We start from the raw sequence: 26468 nt of genomic DNA, 5'->3' as shown, positions 1-26468 counted from the left end.
GGGGGTCAGAGTTCGTTGTCCAGCAGGGCGAACATGTCGTCGATGGTGTCCACTTCCAGGTCGGCGTCGCCGCCGGACGGGCGGACGCGGTCCTGCCACAGGGCCACCAGGTTCCGCAGCTTCGCCTCGACCTCGGCCCCGTCCGCGCTTGCCAAGTCCACTGTGGACAATTCGGCGGCGAGCTTGTCGATCCCCGACGCCAGGCCGGTTTCCTCTGTCGCGGCAGGTCCCGCGGCGTCTATCTCGGACTGGAGGAACTTGGCGAGGTCGTCCGGGGTCGGGTAGTCGAAGATCAGCGTCGCGGGCAGGCGCAGCCCGGTGGCCGCGTCGAGCCCGTTACGCAGCTCGACCGCGGTCAGCGAGTCGAAGCCCAGATCGGTGAACGCCCGGCCCGGCTCGATCGAGTCCGCACCGTCGTGCCCGAGCGCCGCGGCGGCCTGGCCGCGCACCACGTCGAGCAGCACCCGTTCGGCGTCCACCTGCGACAGCCCGGCGAGCCGTCGCTTGAGCCCGTCGGCCTGCGCCGCCGCGTCCACCGGAGCGGCGCGCCGCACCGAACCGCGGACGAGACCGCGCAGCAGCGGCGGCACCGGACCGGTCATCGAGCGGAGCCCGGCGACGTCCAGCTTGACCGGCACCGAGACCGGTTCGGCCAGGCCGGTGGCCAGGTCGAACAGCTCCAAACCCTCGACCGGGTCGAAACTGCCGACCCCGTCGCGGCCCATCCGGTCCGCGTCGGCCGAGTCGCCCATGCCGTCGGCCCAGAGACCGAAGGCGAGCGACGTCGCGGGCAGGCCGAGGCCGCGGCGGTGATGCGCCAGCCCGTCGAGGAAGGTGTTCGCGGCGGCGTAGTTCGCCTGCCCCGGCGCGCCGAGCACCCCGGCGGCCGACGAGAACAGGACGAACATGGTCAGGTCGTGACCACGGGTGAGTTCGTGCAGGTTCCACGCCGCGTCCACCTTGGGCCGCAGCACCTTTTCGAGCCGCTCGGGGGTGAGCGCGGTCAGCAGGCCGTCGTCGAGGACACCGGCCGCGTGCACCACCCCGGTCAGCCCGGGCGTGCGGTCCAGGACGGCGGCGAGCGAAGCGCGGTCGGCGGCGTCGCACGCCTCGATCCGCACGTTCGCGCCCAGCCCGGTCAGTTCCGCCGTCAGTTCGGCCGCGCCGGGCGCGTCCGGACCACGACGGCTGGTGAGCACCAGGTCGGTGACGTCGTGCTTGGTGACCAGGTGCCTGGCCAGCACCGCGCCGAGACCGCCGGTACCGCCGGTGACGAGCACCGTGCCGCCGATCGGGCGGCGCGGCACGGTCAGCACGACCTTGCCGACGTGCTTGGCCTGGGACAGGAACCGCAGCGCCTCCGGTGCCCGGCGCAGATCCCAGGTCCGGATCGGCAGCGGGGTGAGCGCGCCCTGGTCGAACAAGGTGATCAGCTCCTCCCACATCCGCGCGATCCGGTGGTTGCCGGCGTCGATCACGTCGAACGCCTGGTAAGTCACACCGGGATGGTGCCCCGTGGCGCCGCCGTCCGGACGGACGTCGGTCTTCCCCATTTCCACGAACCGTCCACCGCGCGGTAACAGGCGCATCGACGCGTCGATGAAGTCGCCCGTCAGCGCGTTGAGGACGACGTCCACGCCGTTCCCGCCGGTGGTCTCGCCGAACCGCTCCTCGAAGTCGAGCGTCCGCGACGAGGCGATGTGGTCATCGGCCAGTCCGGCCGCGCGCAGGACGTCCCATTTGCCCTCGCTCGCGGTGCCGAACACCTCGGCGCCGAGGTGCCGGGCGAGTTGCGTGGCGGCCATGCCGACACCACCCGCCGCGGCGTGGATGAGCACCGACTCGCCCTTCTTCAGCGCGCCGAGGTCGGTCAGCGCGTAGTAAGCGGTGAGGAACACCAGCGGCACCGACGCGGCTTCTTCGAACGTCCAGCCCTCGGGCATCTTCGCCAGCAGGTCGCGATCGGCGAAGGTGAGCGGGCCGAACCCGCCGTGCACCAGGCCCATCACCCGGTCGCCCACGACGAGATCGTCCACTTCGGACCCGACGTCGGTGACGACACCGGCGGCCTCGTAGCCGATCCGGCCGGCGTCACCCGGGTACATGCCGAGCACGTTGAGCACGTCGCGGAAGTTCGTCCCGGCCGCCCGGGTGGCGATCCGGACCTCACGCGGCAGCAACGGTTCGAGCACGTCCGGGTACGGCTCGAAGGAGAGCCTGTCGAGCGTGCCCTTGACGACGCTGTCCAGACGCCAGGCCTCTTCGTGCCACGGCGGCACGAGATCGGTCGACGACGCGGCGGTCAGCAGCCGGGCGGCGTGGACGACGCCGTCACGGACGGCCAGCTGGGTTTCGTCGCCCAGCACGGCCAGCGCCGTGTCGACGTCGGACTCGGCGGCGTCGAGCAGCACCAGGCGACCGGGATTCTCGGACTGGGCACTGCGGACCAGCCCCCAGACCGCGGCCGAAGCCGGGTCGACAATGTCCGATGTAGACACGGCGACCGCGTTTTCGGTGCGCACGACGAGGATGGCGTCCTTCTCCTCGGCCAGCCACTCCTGAAGCTTCGCCAGCGTGCTTCGCAGCAGAACGTGCGCGGCCGCCGGGGTCTCGTCGGCGCCGGGTACCGCCGAGAGCAGCTCTGTCGCCGGAGCCGGGGACTCGTTCATGACCTGGGCCCAGCCGAGCCGGAACAGCGAGTCCGAAGTGGACGGATCCACCGGGCCGAGGTCGGTGACCTCACGCAGCAGCAACGATCCCACCGTCAGCACCGGCGCTCCGGCACCGTCGGTGAGTTCCAGCCGCACCGAGTCCGTGCCGGAGGCCGCGACCCGGACGCGGGCGGCGGTGGCGCCGGCCGCGTGCAGGACGACGTCACGCCAGAGGAACGGCAGCCGGGTGGTTTCGGCGTTCCCGGGCAGCAGGCCGATGGCGTGCAGCGCGGCGTCGAGCAGGGCCGGGTGCAGGCCGAACTTCCCGGCGTCGCCGTGGGCGGCGGCGGGCAGTTCGAGGTCCGCGCAGACCTCTTCACCCACGAGCCAAGCGGCGGTGAGGCCTTGGAAAACCGGGCCGTACTGCAGGCCCGCGTCGGCGAGCCCCGCGTAAAGCTCGGTGACGTCGACTGCCTGAGCTCCGGCGGGCGGCCACGTGGCGTCCTTGGCCGCCGGATAGGCGTCTCCCGGGGCCAGCAGGCCGGTCGCGTGCTCGGTCCACTGGGCCTCGCCGAGGCGGGAGTGGATCGACACCGGACGTCGTCCGTCGTCGTCCGCGGCACCGACCACCACCTGCACGGCGAGTCCGCCGGTCTCCGGCAGCACCATCGGCGCGGCCAGCGTCAGTTCGGCCACGCGGGAGCAGCCGAGTTCGTCGCCCGCCCGGACTGCGAGTTCGACCAGGGCCGCGCCGGGGACCAGCACGGTGCCGAGCACCGCGTGATCGGCCAGCCACGGCTGCACGGCGCGGGACAGCCTGCCGTAGCCGACCAGGCCGTCTTCGCCCGCCGTCGGCACGGTCGCGCCGAGCAGCGGGTGCCCGGCCGCGGCAAGGCCGAGCCCGGCGGCGTCACCGGCGACAGCGGGCGGGTCGAGCCAGAACCGTTCGCGCTGGAACGCGTAGGTGGGCAGCGGGACGGCATGGGCGTCTGTGCCCTCGAAGAACTTCGCCCAATCGGCCTCAACCCCCGCCGCAATTAGTCGACTAAATGCGAGGGCGGCGGTCTGGCGTTCGTCACGGTCCTTGCGCAGCACCGGGACGAACACCGCGTCGGGGGCGCTGTCGAGGCCCATCGCGGAGAGCACGCCGTCCGGGCCGAGTTCCGCGAACCGGGTGACGCCTGCCGCCGAGAGCGCGGCGACGCCGTCGGCGAACCGCACGGTCTCGCGGACATGCCGGACCCAGTACCCCGGGTCGGTCAAATCCGCCGATTCGGTCACGGTGGACACGATCGGGATCCGCGGCTCGGCGTATTCCAAGGACGCCGCCACTTCGGCGAACTCCGCCAGCATCGGCTCCATGAGCGCGGAGTGGAACGCGTGCGAGACGACCAGTGCCTTGGTGCGGCGGCCTTCCTTCGCGAACCGGTCGGCGACTTCACGGACCGGACCGTCCACACCGGACAGGACGATCGCCTGCGGCCCGTTGACCGCCGCCAGGCAGACCTCGCCGGACAGGTACTCGCGCACCTCGTCCTCGGTCGCCTGGACCGCGACCATCGCGCCACCTTCCGGCAGCGCCTCCATCAACCGGCCACGAGCCTCGACGAGTTTCGCCGCGTCCTCCAGCGAGAACACGCCCGCCACGTGGGCTGCGGCGATCTCGCCGATCGAGTGCCCGGCCAGGAAATCGGGCCGGATCCCCCACGACTCCACCAGCCGGAACAACGCCACTTCCAGAGCGAAGATCGCGGGCTGCGCGGTGCCGGTGCGGTCGATATCTCCATCAAGCGGAAGCAGCGCAGCGACCTCGTCGTAAGCCGCCGCGAACACCGGGAAGGCGTCGTAGAACCCCTGGCCCATGCCGAGCCGCTGGGAACCCTGACCGGTGAACAGCAGCGCGAGCTTGCCCTCTGCCGCGCGGCCGGTGACGACATCCGGGGTGGTCCCGCCACCCGCGAGGGCAGCCAATCCGGTGCGCAAGTCGCCGGTGAGCACCGCCCGCCGCTCGAACGCGGTCCGGGTGGTGGCCAGCGCGTAACCGATGTCGACCGGGTCGGCGAACCCGACGGTACCGAGCAGTCGTCCTGCCTGGGCCCGCAGCGCATCTTCCGTGCGGGCGCTCAGCACCCACGGCAGTAGCGACGGCGCCGCCGGGGCCGCGTGCTTCACCGGCTCCGGGACCTGCTCCAGGATGACGTGCGCGTTGGTACCGCTGATGCCGAACGCCGACACCGCCGCGCGCCGGGGCCTGTCCGCCTCGGGCCAAGGCCGCGCCTCGGTCAGCAGCCGGACCTCACCCTCGCTCCAGTCGACGTGCAGGGACGGCTCGTCGACGTGCAGGGTCGCGGGCAGGACGCCGTGCCGCATCGCCTCGACCATCTTGATGATCCCGGCGAGCCCGGCGGCGGCCTGGGTATGACCGATGTTGGACTTCACCGAACCCAGCCACAGCGGTTCCTCGCGGTCCTGTCCGTAGGTGGCCAGCAGCGCCTGTGCCTCGATCGGGTCGCCCAGCGCGGTTCCGGTGCCGTGCGCCTCGACGATGTCCACAGTGGACGATTCGACGCCCGCCGCGGCCAGCGCGCGGCGGATGACCCGTTGCTGCGAGGGTCCGTTGGGCGCGGTCATGCCGTTGGACGCGCCGTCCTGGTTGACCGCGCTGCCGCGGACGACCGCCAGCACGTGACGTCCGTTGCGACGGGCGTCGGAAAGCCTTTCCAGGAGCAGGAATCCGGCACCCTCGGCCCAGGCGGTGCCGTCGGCCGCGGCCGCGAACGGTTTGCAGCGGCCGTCGGCGGCCAGGCCGCGCTGGCGGGAGAACTCGATGAACGGGTTGGGGCTGGCCATCACGGTCGCGCCACCGACCAGCGCCAGTTCGCATTCGCCGGAGCGCAGCGCTTGCGCCGCCCAGTGCAGGGCGACCAGCGAGGACGAGCACGCCGTGTCGACCGAGACCGCCGGGCCTTCGAGCCCGAAGGTGTAGGCGACGCGGCCGGTCAGCACGCTGCTCGCGCTGCCGGTCCCGAGCAGGCCCTCCATCCCGTCCGGGGTGGCGGCGAGACGCGACGCGTAGTCGTCGTACATGACACCGGCGAACACACCGGTGGCGCTGCCGCGCAGCGAGACCGGATCGATCCCGGCGCGTTCGAACGCCTCCTGCGCGGTCTCCAGCAGTAGCCGCTGCTGCGGGTCGACGGTGACCGCCTCACGCGGAGAGATGCCGAAGAACTCCGCGTCGAAGTCGGCGGCGTCGTGCAGGAAACCGCCCTCGCGGGCGTAGCTGGTGCCGGGGTGGTCGGGGTCCGGGTGGTACAGCCCGTCGAGGTCCCAGCCGCGGTCGGTCGGGAACGGCGTGATCGCGTCGGTCCCCTCGGCGACCAGGCGCCACAGGTCCTCCGGCGAGCTGACGCCGCCCGGGAACCGGCAGCTCATCGCGACGATCGCGATGGGCTCGTCCGGCTCGGCGACCCGCACCGGTTCGACGTCCGCAGTGGACGCCTCTCCGGACAGCTCGCCGCGGATGTACGTGGCCAGTGCCGCCGGGTTCGGGTGGTCGAAGATCAGCGTGGCGGGCAGCCGCAGCCCGGTCGCCTCGCCGAGCCGGTTGCGCAGTTCGACCGCGGTGAGCGAGTCGAAGCCGAGTTCGGTGAACGCGCGGCCGGCCTCGACCGACGTCGCGGTGCCGTGTCCGAGCACGTCGGCGACGTGGCCCCGGACCAGATCGACCAGATGCGAGAGCTGGTCGGCGGGCGAGAGCCGGGTCAGCGTCGCGGTCAGCCCGGCGGCGGCCGCGGCGTTGGCCGCACCCCGTCGCTTCGGCACCCGGACCAGACCACGCAGCGCGGGAGCGGGCTCGCTCGTGCGGGCCAGCGTGCGCAGCGTCGCCAGGTCGAGCTTGACCGGCACCGGAACCGGCGTCGAAGCGGCCAGTGCGGCGTCGAACAGCGCCAGGCCCTCTTCGTCGGTAAGCGCCCCGAATCCGGCTCGGGCAAGACGGTCCACATCGGACTGTCCGCCCATGCCGTTGGCCCACAGGCCGTACGCGAGCGATCGGGCGGGCAGGCCCTCGGCGTGACGACGTCGCGCGAGGTCGTCGAGCAGGGCGTTGGCTGCGGCGTAACTCGCCTGCCCCGGACCGCCGAGGATTCCGGACACCGAGGACACCAGCACGAACTGGGTCAACGGCTTGCCAAGGGTGAGTTCGTGGAGCGCGAGCGCCGCCTCGGCCTTGGGCCGCAGCACGGTGTCGAACCGCTCCGGGGTCAGTTCGGTGACGACGCCGTCGTCGAGCACACCGGCGGCGTGCACGATCCCGGTGAGGTCTTCGATCCCGTCGAGCAGGGCGGCGAGCGCGTCGCGGTCGGTGACGTCGCAGGCGACGACGTCGGCACCGAGTTCTTCCGCCAGCTCCGCCGCGCCCGGAGCGTCGAGACCACGACGGCTGGTGAGGACCAGCTTGGTGACGTCGGGCGCGAGGTGCCGGGCGATCGCGGCCCCGACCCCGCCGGTGCCGCCGGTGACGAGAACCGTGCCCTCGCCCCAGATCGCGGCTTCTCCGGGAGTGGCCCGGGCGAGACGCGGGACTTCCGCGACGCCGTCGCGGATCCTCACCTGTGGTTCACCGGTGGCCAGTGCTAGGCTGACGTCCTCGCCTTCGAGGACGACGAACCGGTCCGGGTGCTCCGAGGCGGCGGTGCGGGCGAGACCGCGCACAGCGGCCCCGGCCGGAGTGTCACCGGTGCGGACCACCAGACGGGTCCCGCCGTCGGCCAGGAACTCCTGGATCGCGGTCAGGGTCTCGGCCAGTGCCGCTCGCGGCTCGCCTTCGGGTGCGGTGAAGACCGTGACGGCCTCGGGAACCTCGCCGTCAGCGGGGACCTCGACCCAGGTCAGTTCGTACAGCGAGTCCGTGCCGCGCGGCCTCGGCGCCTCCGCCGCCCGGACGGCGACCGTGCCGATCGTGGCGACCGGCGCGCCGGTGGTGTCGGTGACCAGCAAGGAGAATCCGGATCCGGCGGGCGTGACCCGGACGCGCAGCGCGGTGGCGCCGGTGGCGTGCAGGGTGACGTCGCCGAACAGGAACGGCAGGCGGGTGCCCTCGCCCGGCAGGAGACCGAGGGTGTGGAGCGCCGCGTCGAGCAGCGCCGGGTGCAGGCCGAAGCCGTCGACGTCGGCGCCCTCGGGCAGTTCGACTTCGGCGAAGACGGTGTCGCCATCGCGCCAGGCGGTGGTGAGCCCGCGGAACGGCGGTCCGTAGTCGAGCCCCGCGGCCGCCATGTCCGCGTAGAGCCCATCGAGTGAGAGCGGCTCGGCGGCGGGCGGCCATTCCGTGAGCCCGGACGGCACGGCGGCCGTCTCCGGGGTGAGCGTGCCCGTCGCGTGCTCGGTCCATTCCCCTTGCGGCGCACGCGAGTGCACCGAAACCGGACGGCGTCCGCCCGCACCCACGGCGCCGACGAGCACCTGGACGTCCAGCGCGCCGTGCGGCGGCAGCACCAGCGGCGCGGCCAGGGTCAGTTCCTCCACGCCTCCGCAGCCGGCTTCGTCACCGGCGCGGACGGCGAGTTCGAGCAGCCCGGTGCCGGGGACGAGCACTTCGCCGAACGCGGCGTGCCCGGCCAGCCACGGATGCGTGGCGATCGAAAGCCGTCCGGTGAGCACCCAGCCGTCGCCGTCGGCGAACGGCACGGCGGCGCCCAGCAGCGGGTGTCCGGCGGCCTGGAGCCCGGCCGTGGTGACGTCGCCCGCTCCGCTTCCGGCGGCGAGCCAGAAGCGGCGGCGGTCGAACACCGACGTCGGCAGGTCGACGACGCGGGCACCGGTCGGGCGGAACACCTCGGCCCAGTCGACGGTGACGCCGCGGGTGTACGCGGTGGCCAGCGTGGTGAGCGCGGTCGCGGCCTCGTCGCGGTCGGCGCGCAGGAACGACGCCGCGAAGGTGTCCGGGCCGTCGTCGGCGAGCGCGGTCAGCACGGCGGCCGGGCCGAGTTCCAGGAACCTGGTCGCCCCGGCCTCGCGCAGCCACGCCAGCCCTGCGTCGAACCGGACGGTGGCGCGGACATGCTCGACCCAGTACTCCGGTTCGGCGACCCGCGCCGTCCGTTCACCGTCCACTGTGGACACGAACGGGATCGTCGGCGCCGAGAACTCCAAGCTCCGCACCACGGCGGCGAACTCGTCGAGCATCGGCTCCATCAGGGCCGAGTGGAACGCGTGCGAGACCTCCAGGCGCTTGGTGCGGCGGCCGAGCTTCTCGAACTTCTTGGCCAGCTTCAGCGTCGGCGACGCGGCGCCCGAAAGAACCACCGCGTCCGGGCCGTTCACAGCGGCCAGCGAGACCTTCGGCGTCAGATGCTCGCGCACCTCGTCCTCACTCGCCTGGACCGCGACCATCGCGCCGCCCTCGGGCAGCGCCTCCATCAACCGGCCACGAGCCTCGACGAGCTTGGCCGCGTCCGCCAGGGAAAGCACCCCGGCGACGTGCGCTGCCGCGATCTCGCCGATCGAGTGCCCGCCCACGAAGTCGGGCGTCATGCCCCAGGACTCGGCGAGCCGGTAGAGCGCGACCTCCAGTGCGAAGATCGCGGGCTGCGCGGCGCCGGTGCGGTTCAGGTCACCGCCGGTCGGGAGCAGCGTGGTGACCTCGTCGTAGGCCTTGGCGAACACCGGGAAGGCGGCGTAGAGCCCTTCGCCCATGCCGAGACGCTGGGATCCCTGACCGGTGAACAGGAACGCCGTCCGTCCGGGCAGCACGCGCCCGGTGACGACCGACGGCGTGATCGTGCCCTCTGCCAGCGAGCCGAGTCCGGCGCGGAGTTCTTCTTCCGTGGCACCGAGCACGACGGCACGCCGTTCGTGCGCGGTCCGGGTCGTGGCGAGCGCGAAACCGACGTCGACCGGCTCGCCGTCGCGGCCGAGCAGGCGCCCGGCCTGCTCCCGCAGGGTGTCTTCGGCGCGGCCGGAGAGCACCCACGGCACGAGCGCCGGAGTCACCACCTCGCGCGGTGCGGGGGTTTCGGCCGGAGGCTGTTCGAGGATGACGTGCGCGTTGGTGCCGCTGATCCCGAACGACGACACGGCGGACCGGCGCGGACGTCCGGTCTCCGGCCACTCCCGGCCGTCGGCGAGCAGCTCGACGTCACCGGCTTCCCAGTCGACGTGCGGCGTCGCCTCGCCCAGGTGCAGCGTCGGCGGCAGGACACCGTGGCGCATCGCCTGGACCATCTTGATGATCCCGGCCACGCCCGCCGCGGCCTGCGTGTGGCCGAAGTTGGACTTCACGGAGCCGAGGTAAAGCGGCTCGCCGTCACGCTCGCGGCCATAGGTGGCCAGGAGCGCCTGCGCCTCGATCGGGTCACCCAGCGTCGTGCCGGTGCCGTGCGCCTCGACAGCGTCCACAGTGGACGACGGGACTCCGGCGGCGGCCAGCGCCTGACGGATCACGCGCTGCTGCGAGGGACCGTTGGGGGCGGTGAGGCCGTTGGACGCGCCGTCGGAGTTGACCGCGGAGCCCTTGACGACCGCGAGCACGCGGTGCCCGTTGCGGCGCGCGTCGGAAAGCCGTTCCAGCACGAGCATTCCGGCGCCTTCGGCCCAGCCGGTCCCGTCGGCGTCGGCCGAGAACGACTTGCAGCGGCCGTCGGCCGCGAGGCCGCGCTGACGGGAGAACCCGATGAACGTCTCCGGCGTCGCCATCACCGTGACACCGCCGGCCAGCGCCAGCGAGCACTCCCCCGACTTCAGCGCCTGCGTCGCCCAGTGCAGGGCCACCAGCGACGAGGAGCACGCGGTGTCGACCGAAACCGCGGGCCCCTCCAGGCCGAGGGTGTAGGCGACGCGGCCGGACAGCACGGAACCCGAGGTGCCGGTGCCGAGGAAACCCTCGACGTCGTCGGGGACGTCGTTGCCGAGCCGGGTGCCGTAATCGTGGTACATGACGCCGGCGAACACGCCGGTCGGGCTGCCCTTGAGCGCCGTCGGGTCGGTGCCGGAGCGCTCCAGCGCCTCCCACGCGACTTCGAGCAGCAGGCGCTGCTGCGGGTCCATCGCGAGCGCTTCACGCGGCGAGATCCCGAAGAACTCCGGGTCGAAGTCGCCCGCGTCGTGCAGGAATCCGCCTTCGCGGGTATAGGTCTTGCCCGGCCGGTCGGGGTCGGGGTCGTAGATGCCGTCGACGTCCCAGCCGCGGTCCTCGGGGAACCGGGTCACGCCGTCGCGGCCACCGGCGACGAGGTCCCACAGCTCTTCCGGCGACGTCACGCCGCCCGGGTAGCGGCAGGCCATGCCGACGATGACGATCGGGTCGCCGTCGGCGCGGGCGGCGGTGAAGACCGGGGTCGCGTCGGCGGGTTCGTCGAGCAGTTCGGCGAGCAGGAACTCGGCCAGCGCCGAGGGCGTCGGGTGGTCGAAGGTCAGCGTCGCGGGGAGCCGCAGCCCGGTGACCGTGCCGAGGCGGTTGCGGAACTCGACCGCGGTGAGCGAGTCGAAACCGAGGTCACCGAAGGCGCGGTCGGCCTCGACGGCGTCGGGGCTGGTGTGGCTGAGGACGTGCGCGGCCTCGGTGCGGACCAGTTCGGTCAGCAGCCGTGTGCGCTCACCGGCGGGCACGCCCGCCAGACGCTGCCGCAGACCCGCGGCTTCCGCTTCCTCCGCCGCACGGCGACGTCGCGGCCGGACCAGGCTCCGCAGCACGTGCGGCACCTCGGCTTCGGCACGCAAGGCGGCCAGGTCCAGCTTGGTCGCGACCGGACGCGGGTCGTCGCCGAAAGCCAGCAGGTCGAACAGCTCCAGCCCGGCTTCGACCGGCAGCGCGGTCCCGCCGCGGCCCTCGCCCATGCCGGTTTCCCAGAGGCCGTAAGCGATCGACGTGCCGGGGAGGCCCTGGGCACGCCGGAGCGTGGCGAGCCCGTCGAGGTAGCCGTTGGCCGCCGCGTAGTTCGCCTGACCGGGTGCGCCGAGCGCGCCGGCGATCGAGGAGAAGGTGACGAACAGCTTCAGGTCCGTGGTCAGTTCGTGCAGATGCCGCGCGGCGTCGGATTTGGGGCCCGCCACGGCGGCGAGCCGCTCGGGGGTCATCGCGGAGAGGACGCCGTCGTCGAGGACACCCGCCGCGTGCACAACGCCGCTGAGCGGTTCTTCGACAAGCGCGAGCACGGACTCCAGCTGGGAGCGGTCGGCGACGTCGCAAGCGGCGATCGTCACCTCGGCGCCGAGCGCGCGCAGATCCTCACGCAAGGTCTCGGCACCGGGCGCGTCGGCACCCCGGCGTCCGACGAGCAGCAGGTGCCGGACGCCGTGTCGCTCGACGAGCCGCCGCGCGACGTGCACGCCGAGTCCGCCGGTACCGCCGGTGACCAGGACGGTGCCGTCGAGGGTCCAGTCCGGGTCGGCGGTGGCGCGGGACCGCGTCAGGCGGGGCACGCGCGGACCGTCTTCGGTGAACTTGACCTCGGGTTCGCCGGTGGCGGCCGCGATCCGGGCGTCTCCGTCACCGTGGACCAGGACGAACTTGTCCGGGTACTCGGCTTGCGCGCTGCGCACCAGTCCGGCGATCGCGGCGTGCGCCGGGCTGTCGCCGGTGAGGTGGACGACGAGCCGGTCGTCGGCCGCCTGCAACGCTTCGAGCGTGGCCTCGACCGACGTGGCCTCGTGCACGGTGACGTCTTCGGCCTGCCGCGGAACGGCGACGGGGATCCAGTCGAGGCCGAACAGCGCGTCGGTGGCGGCGCTGGGCAGCGGCCCGTCGCCCACCGGACGCAGGCTCAGCGACGCGACGGAGAGCACCGGCGCGCCCGTGCCGTCGGTGACGTGCAAGGAAACGGCGTCCTGCCCGGCCGGGGTGAGCCGGGCCCGCAGCGTGCTCGCTCCAGTGGCGTGCAACGCCAGCCCGGCCCACGAGAACGGCAGCCGCGCCGGGCCGCCGGTCAGGCCGACGGCGTGCAGGACGGCGTCGAGCAGTGCCGGGTGCAGCCCGAACCCGCGGACGTCGGTGCCCTCGGGCAGCGCGACCTCGGCGAAGACCTCGTCGCCCCGGCGCCAGGCCGCGCGCAGACCGCGGAACGGGTCCCCGTAGGTGAGCCCGGCCTCGGCCAGGGTGGCGTAGAAGCCTTCCAGGTCAACGGTTTCCGCGCCGGACGGCGGCCACTCGGTGATCGTTGCGGGTTCCTCGACGGCCGTGGTCAGCGAGCCGGTGGCGTGCAACGTCCATTCGCCGTCCTGAGGACGCGAATGCACCGCCAGGGTGCCATCGTCCGAAAGGGACACGCGCAGCTGGACCGGGGCCGAGGTGAGCACCAGCGGTGCCTGCAACGTCAGTTCCTCGACGGTGCCGAAGCCGACCTCGTCGGCCGCCCGCACGGCCAGTTCGGCGAACGCGGTCCCGGGCAGCAGGACGGCGTCGCGGACGCGGTGCCCGGCCAGCCACGGCTGTTCGTCGAGCGACAGGCGTCCGGTGAGCACCAGCCCGCCGCGTTCGGGCAGCGCGACGGCGGCACCGAGCAGCGGGTGGTCGAGCGCGCCGAGACCCAGCGCGGTGGCGTCGCCGGACCCCGGCGGGGCCAGCAGCCAGAAGCGACGGCGCTGGAACGGATAGGTGGGCAGGTTCGCGGGCCGCGCGCCGCTGCCGTCGAAGAAGCGGTCCCAGTCCACGGGAGCGCCCGCCGCGTGCACCGCGCCCAGCGCGGTCATCGCGGTCCTGGCCTCGTCGGAGTCCTTGCGCAGCGCGGGCACACCGCCGTCGACGAGCGCACTGAGCACCGCGTCCGGTCCGAGTTCGAGGAACGTCGTGACGCCCTCGGCGGTCAGCGCCGCGAGACCGTCGGCGAACCGGACGGTTTCGCGGACGTGCCGGACCCAGTAACCCGGATCGGTCAGCTCCGCCGACGCGCTCACGGTGGACACGATCGGGATCCGCGGCTGGTTGTACTTCAAGGACGACGCGACTTCGGCGAACTCGTCCAGCATCGGCTCCATCAGCGCCGAGTGGAACGCGTGAGACACCACCAGATGCTTGGTGCGGCGGCCTTCTCCGGCGAACCGGGCGGCGACCTCGCGCACCGGACCGTCCACACCGGACAGGACGACGGCATCCGGCCCGTTCACGGCGGCCAAGCAGACCTCGTCGGTCAGGAACTCACGCACCTCGTCCTCGGACGCCTGCACCGCGATCATCGCGCCGCCCTCGGGCAGCGCCTCCATCAGCCTGCCGCGCGCTTCGACGAGTTTCGCCGCGTCCTCCAGGGAAAGCACCCCGGCGACATGCGCCGCCGCGATCTCGCCGATCGAGTGCCCGGCGAGGAGATCGGGGGTCACACCCCAGGATTCGAAGAGCCGGAACAACGCCACTTCCAGGGCGAAGATCGCGGGCTGCGCGGTACCGGTGCGGTCGATGTCACCATCGAGCGGCAGCAGCGCGGCGACCTCGTCATACGCCGCCGCGAACACCGGGAAGGTCTCGTACAGGCCCTGCCCCATGCCGAGCCGCTGGGCGCCCTGGCCGGTGAACAGGAACGCGAGCCGTCCGGTGACCGCGCGGCCGGAGACGACGTTGGCCGCCCGGCCGGTGTCGGCGAACGCGGACAGCCCGGCCCGCAGCACCGACGGATCGGTTCCGACGACGACCGCGCGCCGTTCGTGCGCGGTGCGGGCGGTGGCGAGGGTCCAGGCGACGTCGAGCGGGTCGTCCGTCAGGTTCGCGAGCCGCGCGGCCTGTGCCCGCAAGGCCTCCTCGGAACGGCCGGACAGCACCCACGGAAGCATCGCGGGCCGGGTTCCCGGCTCTGGGGTCTCTTGCGCGGGAACGTGTTCCAGCACGACGTGCGCGTTGGTCCCGCTGAATCCGAACGACGAGACGCCCGCCCGGCGCGGACGGCCGGTCTCCGGCCAGTTCGCGGACTCGGTGGCCACGCGGATCGCGCCGGCCTCCCAGTCGACCTGGGCCGACGGCGCGTCGACGTGCAGCGTCGCGGGGACGACGCCGTGCCGCATCGCCTCGACCATCTTGATCACCCCGGCGACCCCGGCCGCGGCCTGCGTGTGCCCGAAGTTCGACTTGACCGAGCCGAGCAGCAGCGGCTCTTCGCGGTCTTGGCCATAGGTGGCGAGCAAGGCCTGCGCCTCGATCGGGTCGCCCAGCCTGGTGCCGGTGCCGTGCGCCTCGACGACGTCGACGTCCGAGGTGGACAGTCCAGCGTTGGCAAGTGCCTGGAGGATGACGCGCTGCTGCGACGGGCCGTTCGGCGCGGTGAGCCCGCTGGACGCCCCGTCCTGATTGACCGCGGATCCCTTGAGCAGGGCGAGAACCGGGTGCCCGTTGCGACGCGCGTCGGACAGCTTCTCCAGCAGGACGAACCCGGCGCCCTCACCCCAGGCGACGCCGTCGGCGCCGTTGGCGAAGGCCTTGCAGCGGCCGTCGATCGCCATCGCGTTCTGCTTGCTGAAGTCGACGAACGGATCGGGGTTGGCCATCACGGTGACCCCGCCGGCCAGCGCGAGCGAGCACTCCCCCGACCGCAATGCCTGGCTCGCCAGATGCATCGCGACCAGCGAAGACGAGCACGCCGTGTCCACCGAGACGGCCGGTCCCTCGAACCCGAAGGTGTAGGAGACCCGGCCGGACATCATCGCGCCGGACGTGCCGGTGCCGAGGAAGCCTTCGACCTCCTCCGGGATCTTCGTCAGCCTGGAGGCGTATTCGTGGTAGATCGCGCCGGTGAAGACACCGGTGTCGCTGCCGCGCAGGGTGCCCGGCGGGATTCCCGCGCGTTCGAAGGCCTCCCAGGCGATCTCCAGCAGCAACCGCTGCTGCGGGTCCATGGCGAGGGCTTCACGCGGCGAGATGCCGAAGAATTCCGGGTCGAAGTCGCCCGCGTCGGGCAGGAAGCCACCGGTGCGGGTGTTCGACACGCCCTGTTTGCCCGGGGTCGGGTCGAACAGCGCGGCCAGGTCCCAGCCGCGGTCGGTGGGGAACTCCGTAAGGCCTTCGCGGCCCTCGGCCACGAGACGCCACAGGTCTTCCGGCGTGTTCACCTCACCGGGGAACCGGCAGCTGGTCGCGACGATCGCGATCGGCTCACTGTCGTCGGTGACGCGGGCGCGGGTCCGGGGCCCGGCGGTGAGGTCGCCGAGCAGTTCCGAGCGGACGTAACCGGCGAGGGCGACCGGGGTCGGGTGGTCGAAGATCACCGTCGACGGCAGCCGCAGCCCGGTCACGGAACCGAGTCGGTTGCGCAGTTCGACCGCGGTCAGCGAGTCGAAACCGGAGTCCATGAAGCCGCGGCCGGGTTCGACGGTGGCGGCGTTGACGTGCCCGAGCACCAGGGCGACTTGGGTGCGGACGAGGTCGAGCAGTTCGCGGTCCTGGTCGGCCTCGGTCAGCCCGGCGAGCCGCCTGGCGAGCGAGGAGTCACTGCCCGATTTCGCGGTCCGGCGGCCCGGTTTGACCTGGGCACCCACCAACGAACCGAGCAGCGGCGGGAGCGGTCCGGACGCGGCGAGCACCGGCAAGTCCAGCTGGACCGGGATGGCGAGCGGCGCTCCGGCGGCGATGGCCGCGTCGAACAGCGCGAGGCCGTCCTCGACGGCGAGCGCGGGAGTGCCTCCGGCGCGCAACCGCGCCAGGTGCGCCTCGCCGAGCGTCTCCGCCATGCCCGCGGCCCACGGGCCCCAGGCCAGCGACTGCCCGGCGAGGCCGAGCGACCGGCGGTGGGCGGCGAGACCGTCGAGATAACCATTGGCCGCCGCGTAGTTGCCCTGTCCCGGCGCGCCGAGTACACCGGCGGCGGAGGAGAACGTGACGAAGAGCTCCGGTTCGCCGGAGAGTTCGTGCAGATGCCTTGCGGCGTCGGCCTTCGGGCCGAGCACGTAGTCGAGCCGCTCTTGCGTGAGCGCGTCGATGGTGCCGTCGTCCAGTACCCCGGCGGCGTGCACGACACCGGTCAGGTCGACACCGTCCAGCAGCGCGGCCACCGCTTCACGATCGGAGACGTCACACGCGGCGACCGTCACTTCGGCGTCGAGTTCGTCGGCCAGTTCCCGCGCTCCGGGCGCGTCGAGGCCGCGGCGGCTGGTGAGCAGGAGCTTCCGGACGCCGTGTGTGGTCACCAGGTGGCGGGCGATCAGGGCGCCGAGACCGCCCGTGCCGCCGGTGATCAGCACCGTCCGCTCGGGGTCGAGTGCCCTCGGCATGGTGAGCGCGACCTTGCCGATGTGCTTGGCCTGGCTGAGAAACCGGAACGCTTCCCGGGCTTCTCGGACGTCCCAGGTGCGGGTCGGCAGCGGGGCGAGCGCGCCGGACGCGAACAGGTCGGTCAGCGCGTCCCACATCTGCGCGGTCCGCTCCGGCCCCGCGTCGATCAGGTCGAAGGCCTGATACTGGACGTCCCCGGGCTCGCGGATGTCGGTCTTGCCCATCTCCAGGAACCGGCCGCCCGGCGCCATCGTGCGGATCGAGGCGTCGATGAAGTCCCCGGCGAGCGCGTTCAGGACGACGTCGATGCCGCTGAAGCGCTCCTCGAACTCCAGCGTGCGGCTGGAGGCGATGTGCGCGTCGTCGAGTCCGGCGTCGCGCAGCACGTACTGCTTGCTTTCGCTCGCGGTGCCGTAGACCTCGGCGCCCAGATGCCGCGCGAGCTGGGTGGCGGCCATGCCGACGCCACCGGCGGCGGCATGGATCAGGATCGACTCGCCCGCCTTGAGCCCAGCCAGGTCCACCAGCGCGTAGTAGGCGGTGAGGAACACCAATGGTGTCGACGCGGCCTGCTCGTAGGTCCAGTCCGCGGGTTTGCGGGTGATCATCGGCCGTTCGGCGACCGCGACCGGGCCCGCTCCACCGGAGACGAGGCCCATCACCTGGTCGCCGGGCCGCAGGTCGGTGACGCCGGCGCCGACCTCGAGGACGGTCCCGGCGAACTCGCTGCCGAGCAGCCCGGCCTCGCCGGGGTACATGCCGAGCGCGTTGAGCACGTCACGGAAGTTGAGCCCCGCGGCGCGGACGGAGACCCGGACGCCCTGCGGGCCGAGCGGCTCGTCGGGCAGCGGCTCCAGGGTCAGGTGGTCGAAGGTGCCCTTGCCGGACAGGCCGAGCCGCCAGTTCCCGGACGGCGGCAGCAGCCTGCCGGTGGATTCGGGCGTGACCAGACGCGGCACGCGCAGTTCACCATCGCGGACGGAGACCTGCGGTTCACCCGAGGCCAGGACGGCTTCGGACAGCTCGTCGGCGAGCAGGAACCGGTCCGGATGCTCCGACTGGGCGCTGCGCACGAGTCCCCACACCGCGGCGGCCACCGGGTCCACATCGGACTGTCCGGTGTAGACAAAGAGCTTCGACGCGTTGAACCGGTCTTCGGCGAGGAAAGTGCGGAGAACATCCAGGGTGGCGCCGGTGACGGCGTGGACGTCATCCCCTTCGGCGTGGTACACGACGACCTCGGGAGCCTCGCCGGTGACGTCCGCGAAGTGCTCCCAGCTCGGCGCTTCGGTTTCCGGGGTGGCGATCGGACGCCACTCCAGCTCGTACAGCCCGTCGCGGGAGGTCGCGGGGCGCAGTTGTCCCGCCGAAACGGGACGGACGACCAGCGAGCCGACCGTGGCGACCGGCGCACCGGTCCCGTCGGCCACGCGCAGCGTGACCGCGTCGGTGCCGGAAGGAGTGAGCTGGACACGCAGTTCGGCCGCGCCCGAGGCGTGCAGGACGACGTCGTTCCACGCGAACGGCAGGCGGGCGGGACCGTCGCCCTCCGCGAGCGCGTGCAACGCCGAATCGAGGAGAGCGGGGTGCAGCCCGAAGCGACCGGCTTGGTCGCGGGCGGCGTCGGGCAGCGAGACCTCGGCGTAGGTGTGCTCGCCGTCGCGCCACAAAGCGCGCAAGCCCTGGAAGATCTCGCCGTACTCCAGCCCTGCCGAGGCCAGCTCGGAGTAGCGGCCTTCGAGCGACACGGCTTCGGCGCCGGGCGGCGGCCACTCGGCCAGCTCCCAGTCCGGCGTCGCGGCGGCCGGGGCGAGCGCGCCGGTCGCGTGTAGCGTCCACTCCCCCGCGCCGTGCGGACGCGAGTGCACGGTGAGCGGGCGGTGGCCCGAGTCTTCGGGCGTCCCGGCCCACAGCTGGACCTGGACCGCGCCGCTCTCCGGAAGTACCAGCGGCGTCTGCAGGGTCAGCTCTTCCAGCGCCGTCAGCCCGGTTTCGTCGGCGGCACGCACGGCGAGCTCGACCAGTGCGGTTCCGGGCACGACGACCTGGCCGTGCACCATGTGGTCGGCCAGCCACGGATGTGTGCGCAGCGAAAGGCTGCCGGTGAACAGGAATCCACCCGCGTCGGCGACCGAGACGGCGGCACCGAGCAGCGGGTGGTCGAGCGAGCCGAGGCCGAGACCCGCCGCGTCACCGGCGGCGTGGGTCGCGGGGAGCCAGTAGAACTCGCGCTGGAACGGGTACGTGGGCAGTTCGACGGGACGCGCGCCGTCGAACGCGGCGGCCCAGCCGACCTTCCCGCCGTGGACGTGCACGGCGGCCAGCGCGGCGACGAATGTCTCGGGTTCGGGCCGGTCGCGGCGCAGCGCGGGGACGAACAGCCCGTCCGCGCTGTCCTGACCGGCGGCGGAGAGGATGCCGTCCGGGCCCAGTTCGAGGAAACGGGTGACGCCCGCTTCGGCCAGTGCCTTGACGCCGTCCGCGAACCGCACGGCCTCGCGCACGTGCCGGACCCAGTAGGCCGGGTCGAGGATCTCGGCGGTCTCGGCGATACGGCCGGTGACGCCCGCGATCAGCGCGATCTTCGGCGTCTTGTAGGTGACGCGGCGGGCGACGGCGGCGAAGTCGTCGAGCATGCCGTCCATCAGCGCCGAGTGGAACGCGTGGGAGACGGCGAGGTGCTTGGTGCGGCGGCCCTGCTCGCTGAACACCGCCGCGACGGCTCGCACGGCGTCTTCGGTACCGGAGACGACGATGGCGCGGGGAGCATTGACCGTGGCGATGTCCGCCCCCGCGACCAGGGCGGCGCGGACCTCGTCCTCGGTCGCCTCGATCGCGCACATCGCGCCACCGCGCGGCAACGCGCTCATGAGACGCCCGCGGGTGGCGATCAGCTCGGCGGCGTCTTCCAGCGACCAGACGCCGGCGACGTGCGCCGCGGCGAAGTCGCCGACGGAATGCCCGATCAGGAAGTCCGGGACGACGCCCCAGGATTCGACCAGCCGGTAGAGGGCGACCTCCAGCGCGAACAGCGCGGGCTGCGCGTTCGCGGTGTCGTTCAAGGCGTCCGCGTCGTCACCGAAGGCGATCTCGCGCACGCCCGGCAGCAACTCGCAGACCTGGTCGAACGCGGCGGCGAACGCCGGATACGTCTCGTACAGCTCACGGCCCATGCCGAGGCGCTGCGAACCCTGGCCGGTGAAGCACACCGCGAGGCTGCCGTCGGTCGCCTCGGCGACGTCGTGATTTCCTTCGGCGACAGCAGTCAGCCCTTGACGCAGCGTGGCTTCGTCGCGGCCGGTGACGACCGCGCGATACTCGAAGGTGGACCTGGTCGCGGCCAGCGACCAGCCGATGCCGGCGGGATCGCCCTCGACGTCCAGCAGCGCACGGGCCTGGGCGCGCAACGCCGCCGGAGTGCGGCCGGACAGCACCCACGGGATCACCGGCGGAGCAATGGAGTCCACTATGGACTCTTCGACCGCGGGCGCCTGCTCCAGCAGCACGTGGGAGTTGGTGCCGCTGATACCGAACGACGAGACACCCGCCCGGCGGGTCTCCCCTTCCGGCCACGGGCGCGCGGACGACAGGAGCTCGATCGAGCCCGGCGACCAGTCGACCTGCGGGCTCGGCGCGTCGATGTGCAGGCTCGCGGGCAGGATCCCGTTGCGCAGGGCCAGGACCATCTTGATGATCCCGGCGACCCCCGCGGCGGCCTGGGTGTGGCCGATGTTGGTCTTCACCGACCCGAGCAGCAGTGGGCCGCGTTCACCACGATCGCGGCCATACGTCGCTTGCAGGGCCTGGACCTCGATCGGGTCACCCAGGGTCGTGCCGGTGCCATGCGCCTCGACGACGTCGACATCCTTTGTGGACAGTCGAGCGTCGGCCAGCGCCTGGCGGATGACGCGCTGCTGAGAAGGACCGTTGGGCGCGGTGAGGCCGTTGGACGCGCCGTCCTGGTTGACCGCGGAGCCACGCACGACGGCGAGGACCGGGTGTCCGTTGCGCTGGGCGTCGGAAAGCCGCTCCAGCACGATCATGCCGGCACCCTCACCCCACGCGGTGCCGTCGGCCCCGGCGGCGAACGCCTTGACCAGACCGTCGCGGGCGAGCCCGCGCTGGCGGGAGAACTCGATGAACGCGTCCGGGCTCGCCATCACGGTGGCACCACCGGAAAGCGCGAGATCGCACTCCCCCGCGCGCAGCGCGCGGACGGCGAGGTGCAACGTGACCAGCGACGCCGAGCACGCCGTGTCGACGGTGACCGACGGGCCTTCCAGCCCGAGGACGTAGGAGATCCGTCCGGAAAGGACACTGCCGGAAATACCGGTGCCTAGGTAGCCCTCGACGCCTTCGACGCCCTTGGGCAGGTCGCGGCCGTAGTCCTGGCCGTTGGTGCCGACGAAGACCCCGGCACGGCTGCCGGACAGCGACGCGGGGTCGATCCCGCCTCGTTCCAGCGCCTCCCACGACGTCTCCAGCAGCAGCCGCTGCTGCGGGTCCATCGAGACGGCCTCGCGGGGTGAGATGCCGAAGAACTCGGGGTCGAATTCCCCGGCGCCGTCGACGAAACCGCCTCGGTCGACGTAGCTGGTGCCCAGATGGTCCGGATCCGGGTCGACGAGCGCGCCGACGTCCCAGCCGCGGTCTTCGGGGAACCCGGTGATGCCGTGTTCCCCGGCGGTCAGCAGTTCCCAGAACCGCTCCGGCGTGCGGACGCCGCCCGGGAACCGGCAGCCCATGCCGACGATCGCGATCGGTTCGGCGGCGCGGTCCTCCAGCGCGGCCAGCCTGCCGCGCGTGCGCTGCAGCTCGCCGGTGACTCGCGTCAGGTAGTCGCGAAGCTTGTCGTTCTCACCCACGGTGTCCCCACTCATCGGTCGAGGTCGCGTGCACCCGGCTCAAGCGCCGAGTTGCTGGTCAATGAAGGCGAAGAGTTCGTCGTCCGAAGACGGCGCGAAGCCGGGCCCGTCCAGGCTCTCGGCGAGTTTCCGCAGGCGGGCACCCGCTTTGCTGTGCTCGTCGCTGCCCGGGTCGAGGCGGCCGAGCGCGGCTTCCAGCCCGTCGAGCAGCTCTTCCAGGTCTTGTTCGGCGCCCGCCAGTTCCTGCCAGAGGTAGGCGGCGAGGGCCTGCGGGGTCGGATGGTCGAAGACGAGCGTCGCGGGCACGGCGAGGCCGGTCGCGGCGTCGAGACGGTTGCGCAGTTCGACCGCGGTCAGCGAGTCGAAGCCGAGTTCGGTGAACGCGCGGTCCGGCCCGATCGCCGAGGTGTCCGGATGGCCGAGCACCCGGGCGACGGTCTCGCGGGCGACCTTCAGCAGCAGGCGCCGCTGTTCCGGCTCGATCAACCCGGTCAGCCGCGACCGAAGATCCGCCACCGGCGCTTCGGCGGCCGCGGCTTCCGGCCGGGGCAGCTCGGCGAGCATCGGCGCGGCACGGAAGTCCTCGAAGAACGACGGCCAGTCGAAGTCGGCGACGGTGACGCAGGTGTCGTCCGCGGCGATCGCCCGGACGAACTCCTCCGCCGCGGCTTCGGGGGTCATCGGGCGCAAACCCTTGCGGCGAACGGCGTCGTCGACCGCCTCGGCCATCCCGCCCTCGGCCCACGGGCCCCACGCGATCGACACGGCCTTGACCCCTTCGGCCCGCCACTGGGTCGCGAGCGCGTCGAGTTCCGCGTTCGCGGCGGCGTAGGCGGCCTGGCCGCCGTTGCCGAGCACCCCGGCGACGGAGGAGAACAGCACCAGCGCGTCGAGATCCTTCGTGAGCTCCCGCAGATGCCGCGCGGCGGTCACCTTGGGCCGGGCGACGGCTTCGAACCGCTCCGGAGTGACGTCGTCGAGCAGGGCGTCGTCGAGGACGCCGGCGGTGTGCACGACCATCTTGAGGTCGTCGAGACTGCTGACCACTGTGGACAGTGCGTCGCGGTCGGCGGCGTCGCAGGCGTGGATGCTGACGCGGGCGCCGAAATCTTCCAGTTTTCGGCGGAGTTCCGCCGCTCCGGGCGCGTTCTCGCCGCGCCGCGAAAGGAGCACGACGTGTTCGGTTCCGGCGCGGATCAGCCGTTCGGCGACGAGCGCGCCCAGCGCCCCGGTGCCGCCGGTGATCAGCGCGGTGCCGGAAGTGGTCCAGGCCGTGGTGGGCGCGGGAGCGGCGGGAACGAACCGGCGGGCGAAGATCCCGTCTTCGCGGATGGCGACCTCGTCCTCCGGACCACCGAGCACGTCCTTGAGGCGGGCGGCGGCGGTCTCTTCGGACAGGATCACGCAGCCGCCCCAGCGGCGAGGCTGCTCGATCGCCGCGACCCGCGCGACGGCGGCGACGCCGGGATCGTTGGTGGCGCACCAGATCTTCGCCGGGGAATCCCGCAGAAGGGCGGCGAGCGCGGCGGCGTCCGGCGGGAAGGCGAGGACCGGCCCGGTCTCCGGAATCTCCGTCACCAGGGGCGCGTCGAGTGCCTTCGCGGCGGCTTCGGCCCACACGTGGTGTTCGGGCGCGTAGACCGTCCAGGCTTCCTGTGACGCCATGGGTTCGACCGGACGCCAGACGACTTCGTACCGCCTGGCCGGAGGCGTGCTCCGATCGGCCGCGGCGAGCCAGAAGCGGTCACGCCGGAAGGGATACGTCGGCAAGTCGACACGGGTACCGCCGCCGAGGATCCCGGCCCAGTCGAGCCGCACGCCGGCGGTGAAGAGCCTCGCCCGCGCGAGATCGGCGGCGGCCGCCTCGTCGCGGTCTTTCCTTTGGGTGGCGATGAAAGTGCCGTCGCTGACACAGTCGGCACCGAGGGCGGTCAGGGAGGCGTCGGGCCCGATCTCGACGAAGCGCCGGACTCCGCGCGCGTGCAGGCTCTTCACGCCGTCGGCGAACCGGACGGCGTCGCGCACCTGCCGTACCCAGTACTCCGGGTCGCGCACGTCACCGGCGATGATCGGGATCCGCGGCTCGGCGTACGTCACGCTCGCGGCGACCTCGCGGAAGTCGTCGAGCATCCCGTCCATCATCGCGGAGTGGAAGGCGTGACTGACCGAGAGCCGTTTGGCGCGGCGGCCCGGGAAGGCTTCGAGAACGGCGGTGACAGCGGCTTCCTCGCCGGAGAGCACGACCGAGGAGGGCCCGTTGATCGCGGCGATGCTCACGCCGTCGGGCAGGTCCAGTTCCCCTTCGGTGGCTTGCAGCGCGACCATCACCCCGCCCGAGGGTTGCGCCTGCATCAGCCTGCCGCGGGCGGCGACCAAGCGGGCGGCGTCGTCGAGCGACCACACACCGGCGATGTACGCCGCGGCGAGCTCGCCGATGGAGTGTCCGAGCAGGTAGTCCGGTTCGACACCCCACGACCGCACCAGTTCGGCCATCGCGACCTCGAACGCGAACAACGCGGGCTGCGCGACATCGGTCCGGTCGATCCTCGTCTGGTCCTCGCAGGCAAGGACTTCGGCGAGGTTGAAGCCGGTGTGCGCGTCGAGCCGCTCCGCGACGCGGGCGAAAGCCTCGCCGAAGACCGGGAACGCCGTCGCGAGCGCGGTGCCCATCGCGAGGCGCTGCGCTCCTTGGCCGGTGCACAGGAACGCCGATTTGCCGCTGCCCGCGCGGCCGGTGACGACGCCAGGCGCGGCCTCCCCTCGGGCAAGGGAACCGAGTCCGGCGCGAAGTTCTTCCTCGTCGGCACCGGTGACGACCGCGCGGTACGGCAGCGGCGCCCGGCCGGTGGCGAGCGACCAGGCGATGTCGGCGGGGTCGCCGCCGGTCTGGAGCAGCCGGTCCGCCAACTCGGGAAGGACGGCCTCGCTGCGGGCCGAAAGCACCCAGGGGGCTCGGACTCGCGCGTGGCGCTCGGCGGGGGCGGGTTCCGGGGCTTGGCGGAGGATGACATGCGAGTTGGTACCGCTGATCCCGAACGACGACACCGCCGCCGCGCGCGGGCGGCCGGTCTCGGGCCAGGTCCGGTGCTCGGTGAGGAGTTCGACCGCGCCGGAATCCCAGGCGACGTGCGGCGAAGGCTCGTCGGCGTGCAGCGTGCGCGGAAGTTCGCCGCGGCGCAGCGCCTCGACCATCTTGATGATCCCGGCGACCCCGGCCGCGGCCTGCGTGTGGCCGATGTTCGACTTGACCGAGCCGAGCCACAACGGGTTTTCCCGTTCGCGGCCGTAGGTGGCCAGCAAGGTGTCGGCCTCGATCGGGTCGCCGAGTTTCGTGCCCGTGCCGTGCGCCTCGACGACGTCGACGTCCGAAGTGGACAGTCCCGCGCTCTTCAGGGCGCTGCGGATCACGCGCTGCTGAGACGGCCCGTTCGGCGCGGTGAGCCCGTTCGACGCGCCGTCGGAATTGACCGCGGAGCCCTGGACGACGGCGAGTACCCGATGCCCGTTGCGGACGGCGTCGGACAGCTTCTCCAGCACCAGGACGCCGGCGCCCTCGCCCCAGCCGGTGCCGTCGGCGCCCGCTCCGAAGGACTTGCAGCGCCCGTCCGGGGCGAGCCCGCGCTGGCGGGAAAATTCGATGAAGGTGTCCGGGACGGCCATCACGGTCGCGCCACCGGCGAGGGCGAGCGAACACTCCCCTGACCGCAACGCCTGCGCGGCCAAGTGGACGGCCACGAGCGACGACGAGCAGGCGGTGTCCACCGACACGGCCGGCCCCTCGAAGCCGAAGGTGTAGGCGACCCGGCCGGACAGCACACTGCCCGCCGTGCCGGTGCCGAGAAAGCCCTCGACGCCTTCGGGCAGTTCGGTGACGCCGGAGCCGTAGTCGTGGTACATGATCCCGGCGAACACGCCGGTCGCGCTGCCCTTCAACGCCGAAGCGTCGAGTCCGGCGCGCTCGATCGCCTCCCAGCTGATCTGCAACAGGAGCCGCTGCTGCGGGTCCATCGCGAGCGCCTCACGCGGGGATATACCGAAGAACTCGGGGTCGAATTCGGCGGCCTCGTGGAGGAATCCCCCCTCACGCGCGTAGGACGTGCCAGGGTGATCGGGGTCGGGATGGAACAGCTCGGCGAGGTTCCAGCCGCGGTCCTCGGGGAACTCCGAAACCGCGTCGCGGCCGTCGGCCACCAGATCCCACAACGCCTCGGGCGAGTCGACCCCGCCCGGGTAGCGGCATCCCATGCCGATGATCGCGACCGACTCTTTCGCCGCTTCGGCGAGCTCGCGATTGCGCGCGGCCAGCCTGCTGTTCTCCTTGACCGACTCCCGCAGCGCGGTCACCAGCTCTTCGGGTGTCGCCATCAGATTCTCCGGACCGGACGAGACGGACGCAGCTCGGGCATGGCCTCATCCTGGGCGCGGGCGCCGCTCGTCCTGGGCGCTGTTCACCACCCCGGCCCCATTCGCCGGTAACCGAGGGCCCACTTGCGTCCGTGACGGCGCTCGGCCGGCGGTCGTGAGCAGCGAGGCTGGTCAGGGCCAAGGGGCCTTATTGAGGGGTTAGGTAAATGTGGCGCGTCCGCGGAACACGGTCGGTGACTCCGCGCGACACCAGACCTCGGGCGCCCACTGTGTGGATTTTGGTGCGTTGGACGCTCAGAAATCCACACAGTCCCGCGTGACCGGACCGGTCACGGCCAGGTGGCCCGAAAGGCTTGAGGGGTGTGTGCTAATAGGGACAATCAAAGGGCCGATTTTCAC

At 72.4% G+C, this 26468-nt stretch carries 2 protein-coding genes; both read right to left on the bottom strand.

Annotated elements, in window-relative coordinates:
* Nucleotides 1-5: 5 nt before the first annotated feature.
* Nucleotides 6-21704: an SDR family NAD(P)-dependent oxidoreductase gene (locus tag ACFWMR_RS11185; protein WP_378378261.1), complete on the bottom strand. Its 21699-nt coding sequence runs from the start codon at nt 21702-21704 to the stop codon at nt 6-8.
* Between the two features lie 39 nt (nt 21705-21743).
* Nucleotides 21744-26048, bottom strand: coding sequence for a type I polyketide synthase (locus ACFWMR_RS11180; protein ID WP_449224325.1), 4305 nt, complete (start codon nt 26046-26048; stop codon nt 21744-21746).
* Between the last annotated feature and the right edge of the window lie 420 nt (nt 26049-26468).

The organism is Amycolatopsis thailandensis (assembly GCF_042723255.1).
GTDB classification, from domain to species: Bacteria; Actinomycetota; Actinomycetes; order Mycobacteriales; family Pseudonocardiaceae; genus Amycolatopsis; species Amycolatopsis thailandensis.
The sequence above is the reverse complement of the archived record's forward strand: the minus strand, read 5'-3'. Positions and strand labels throughout refer to the sequence as shown.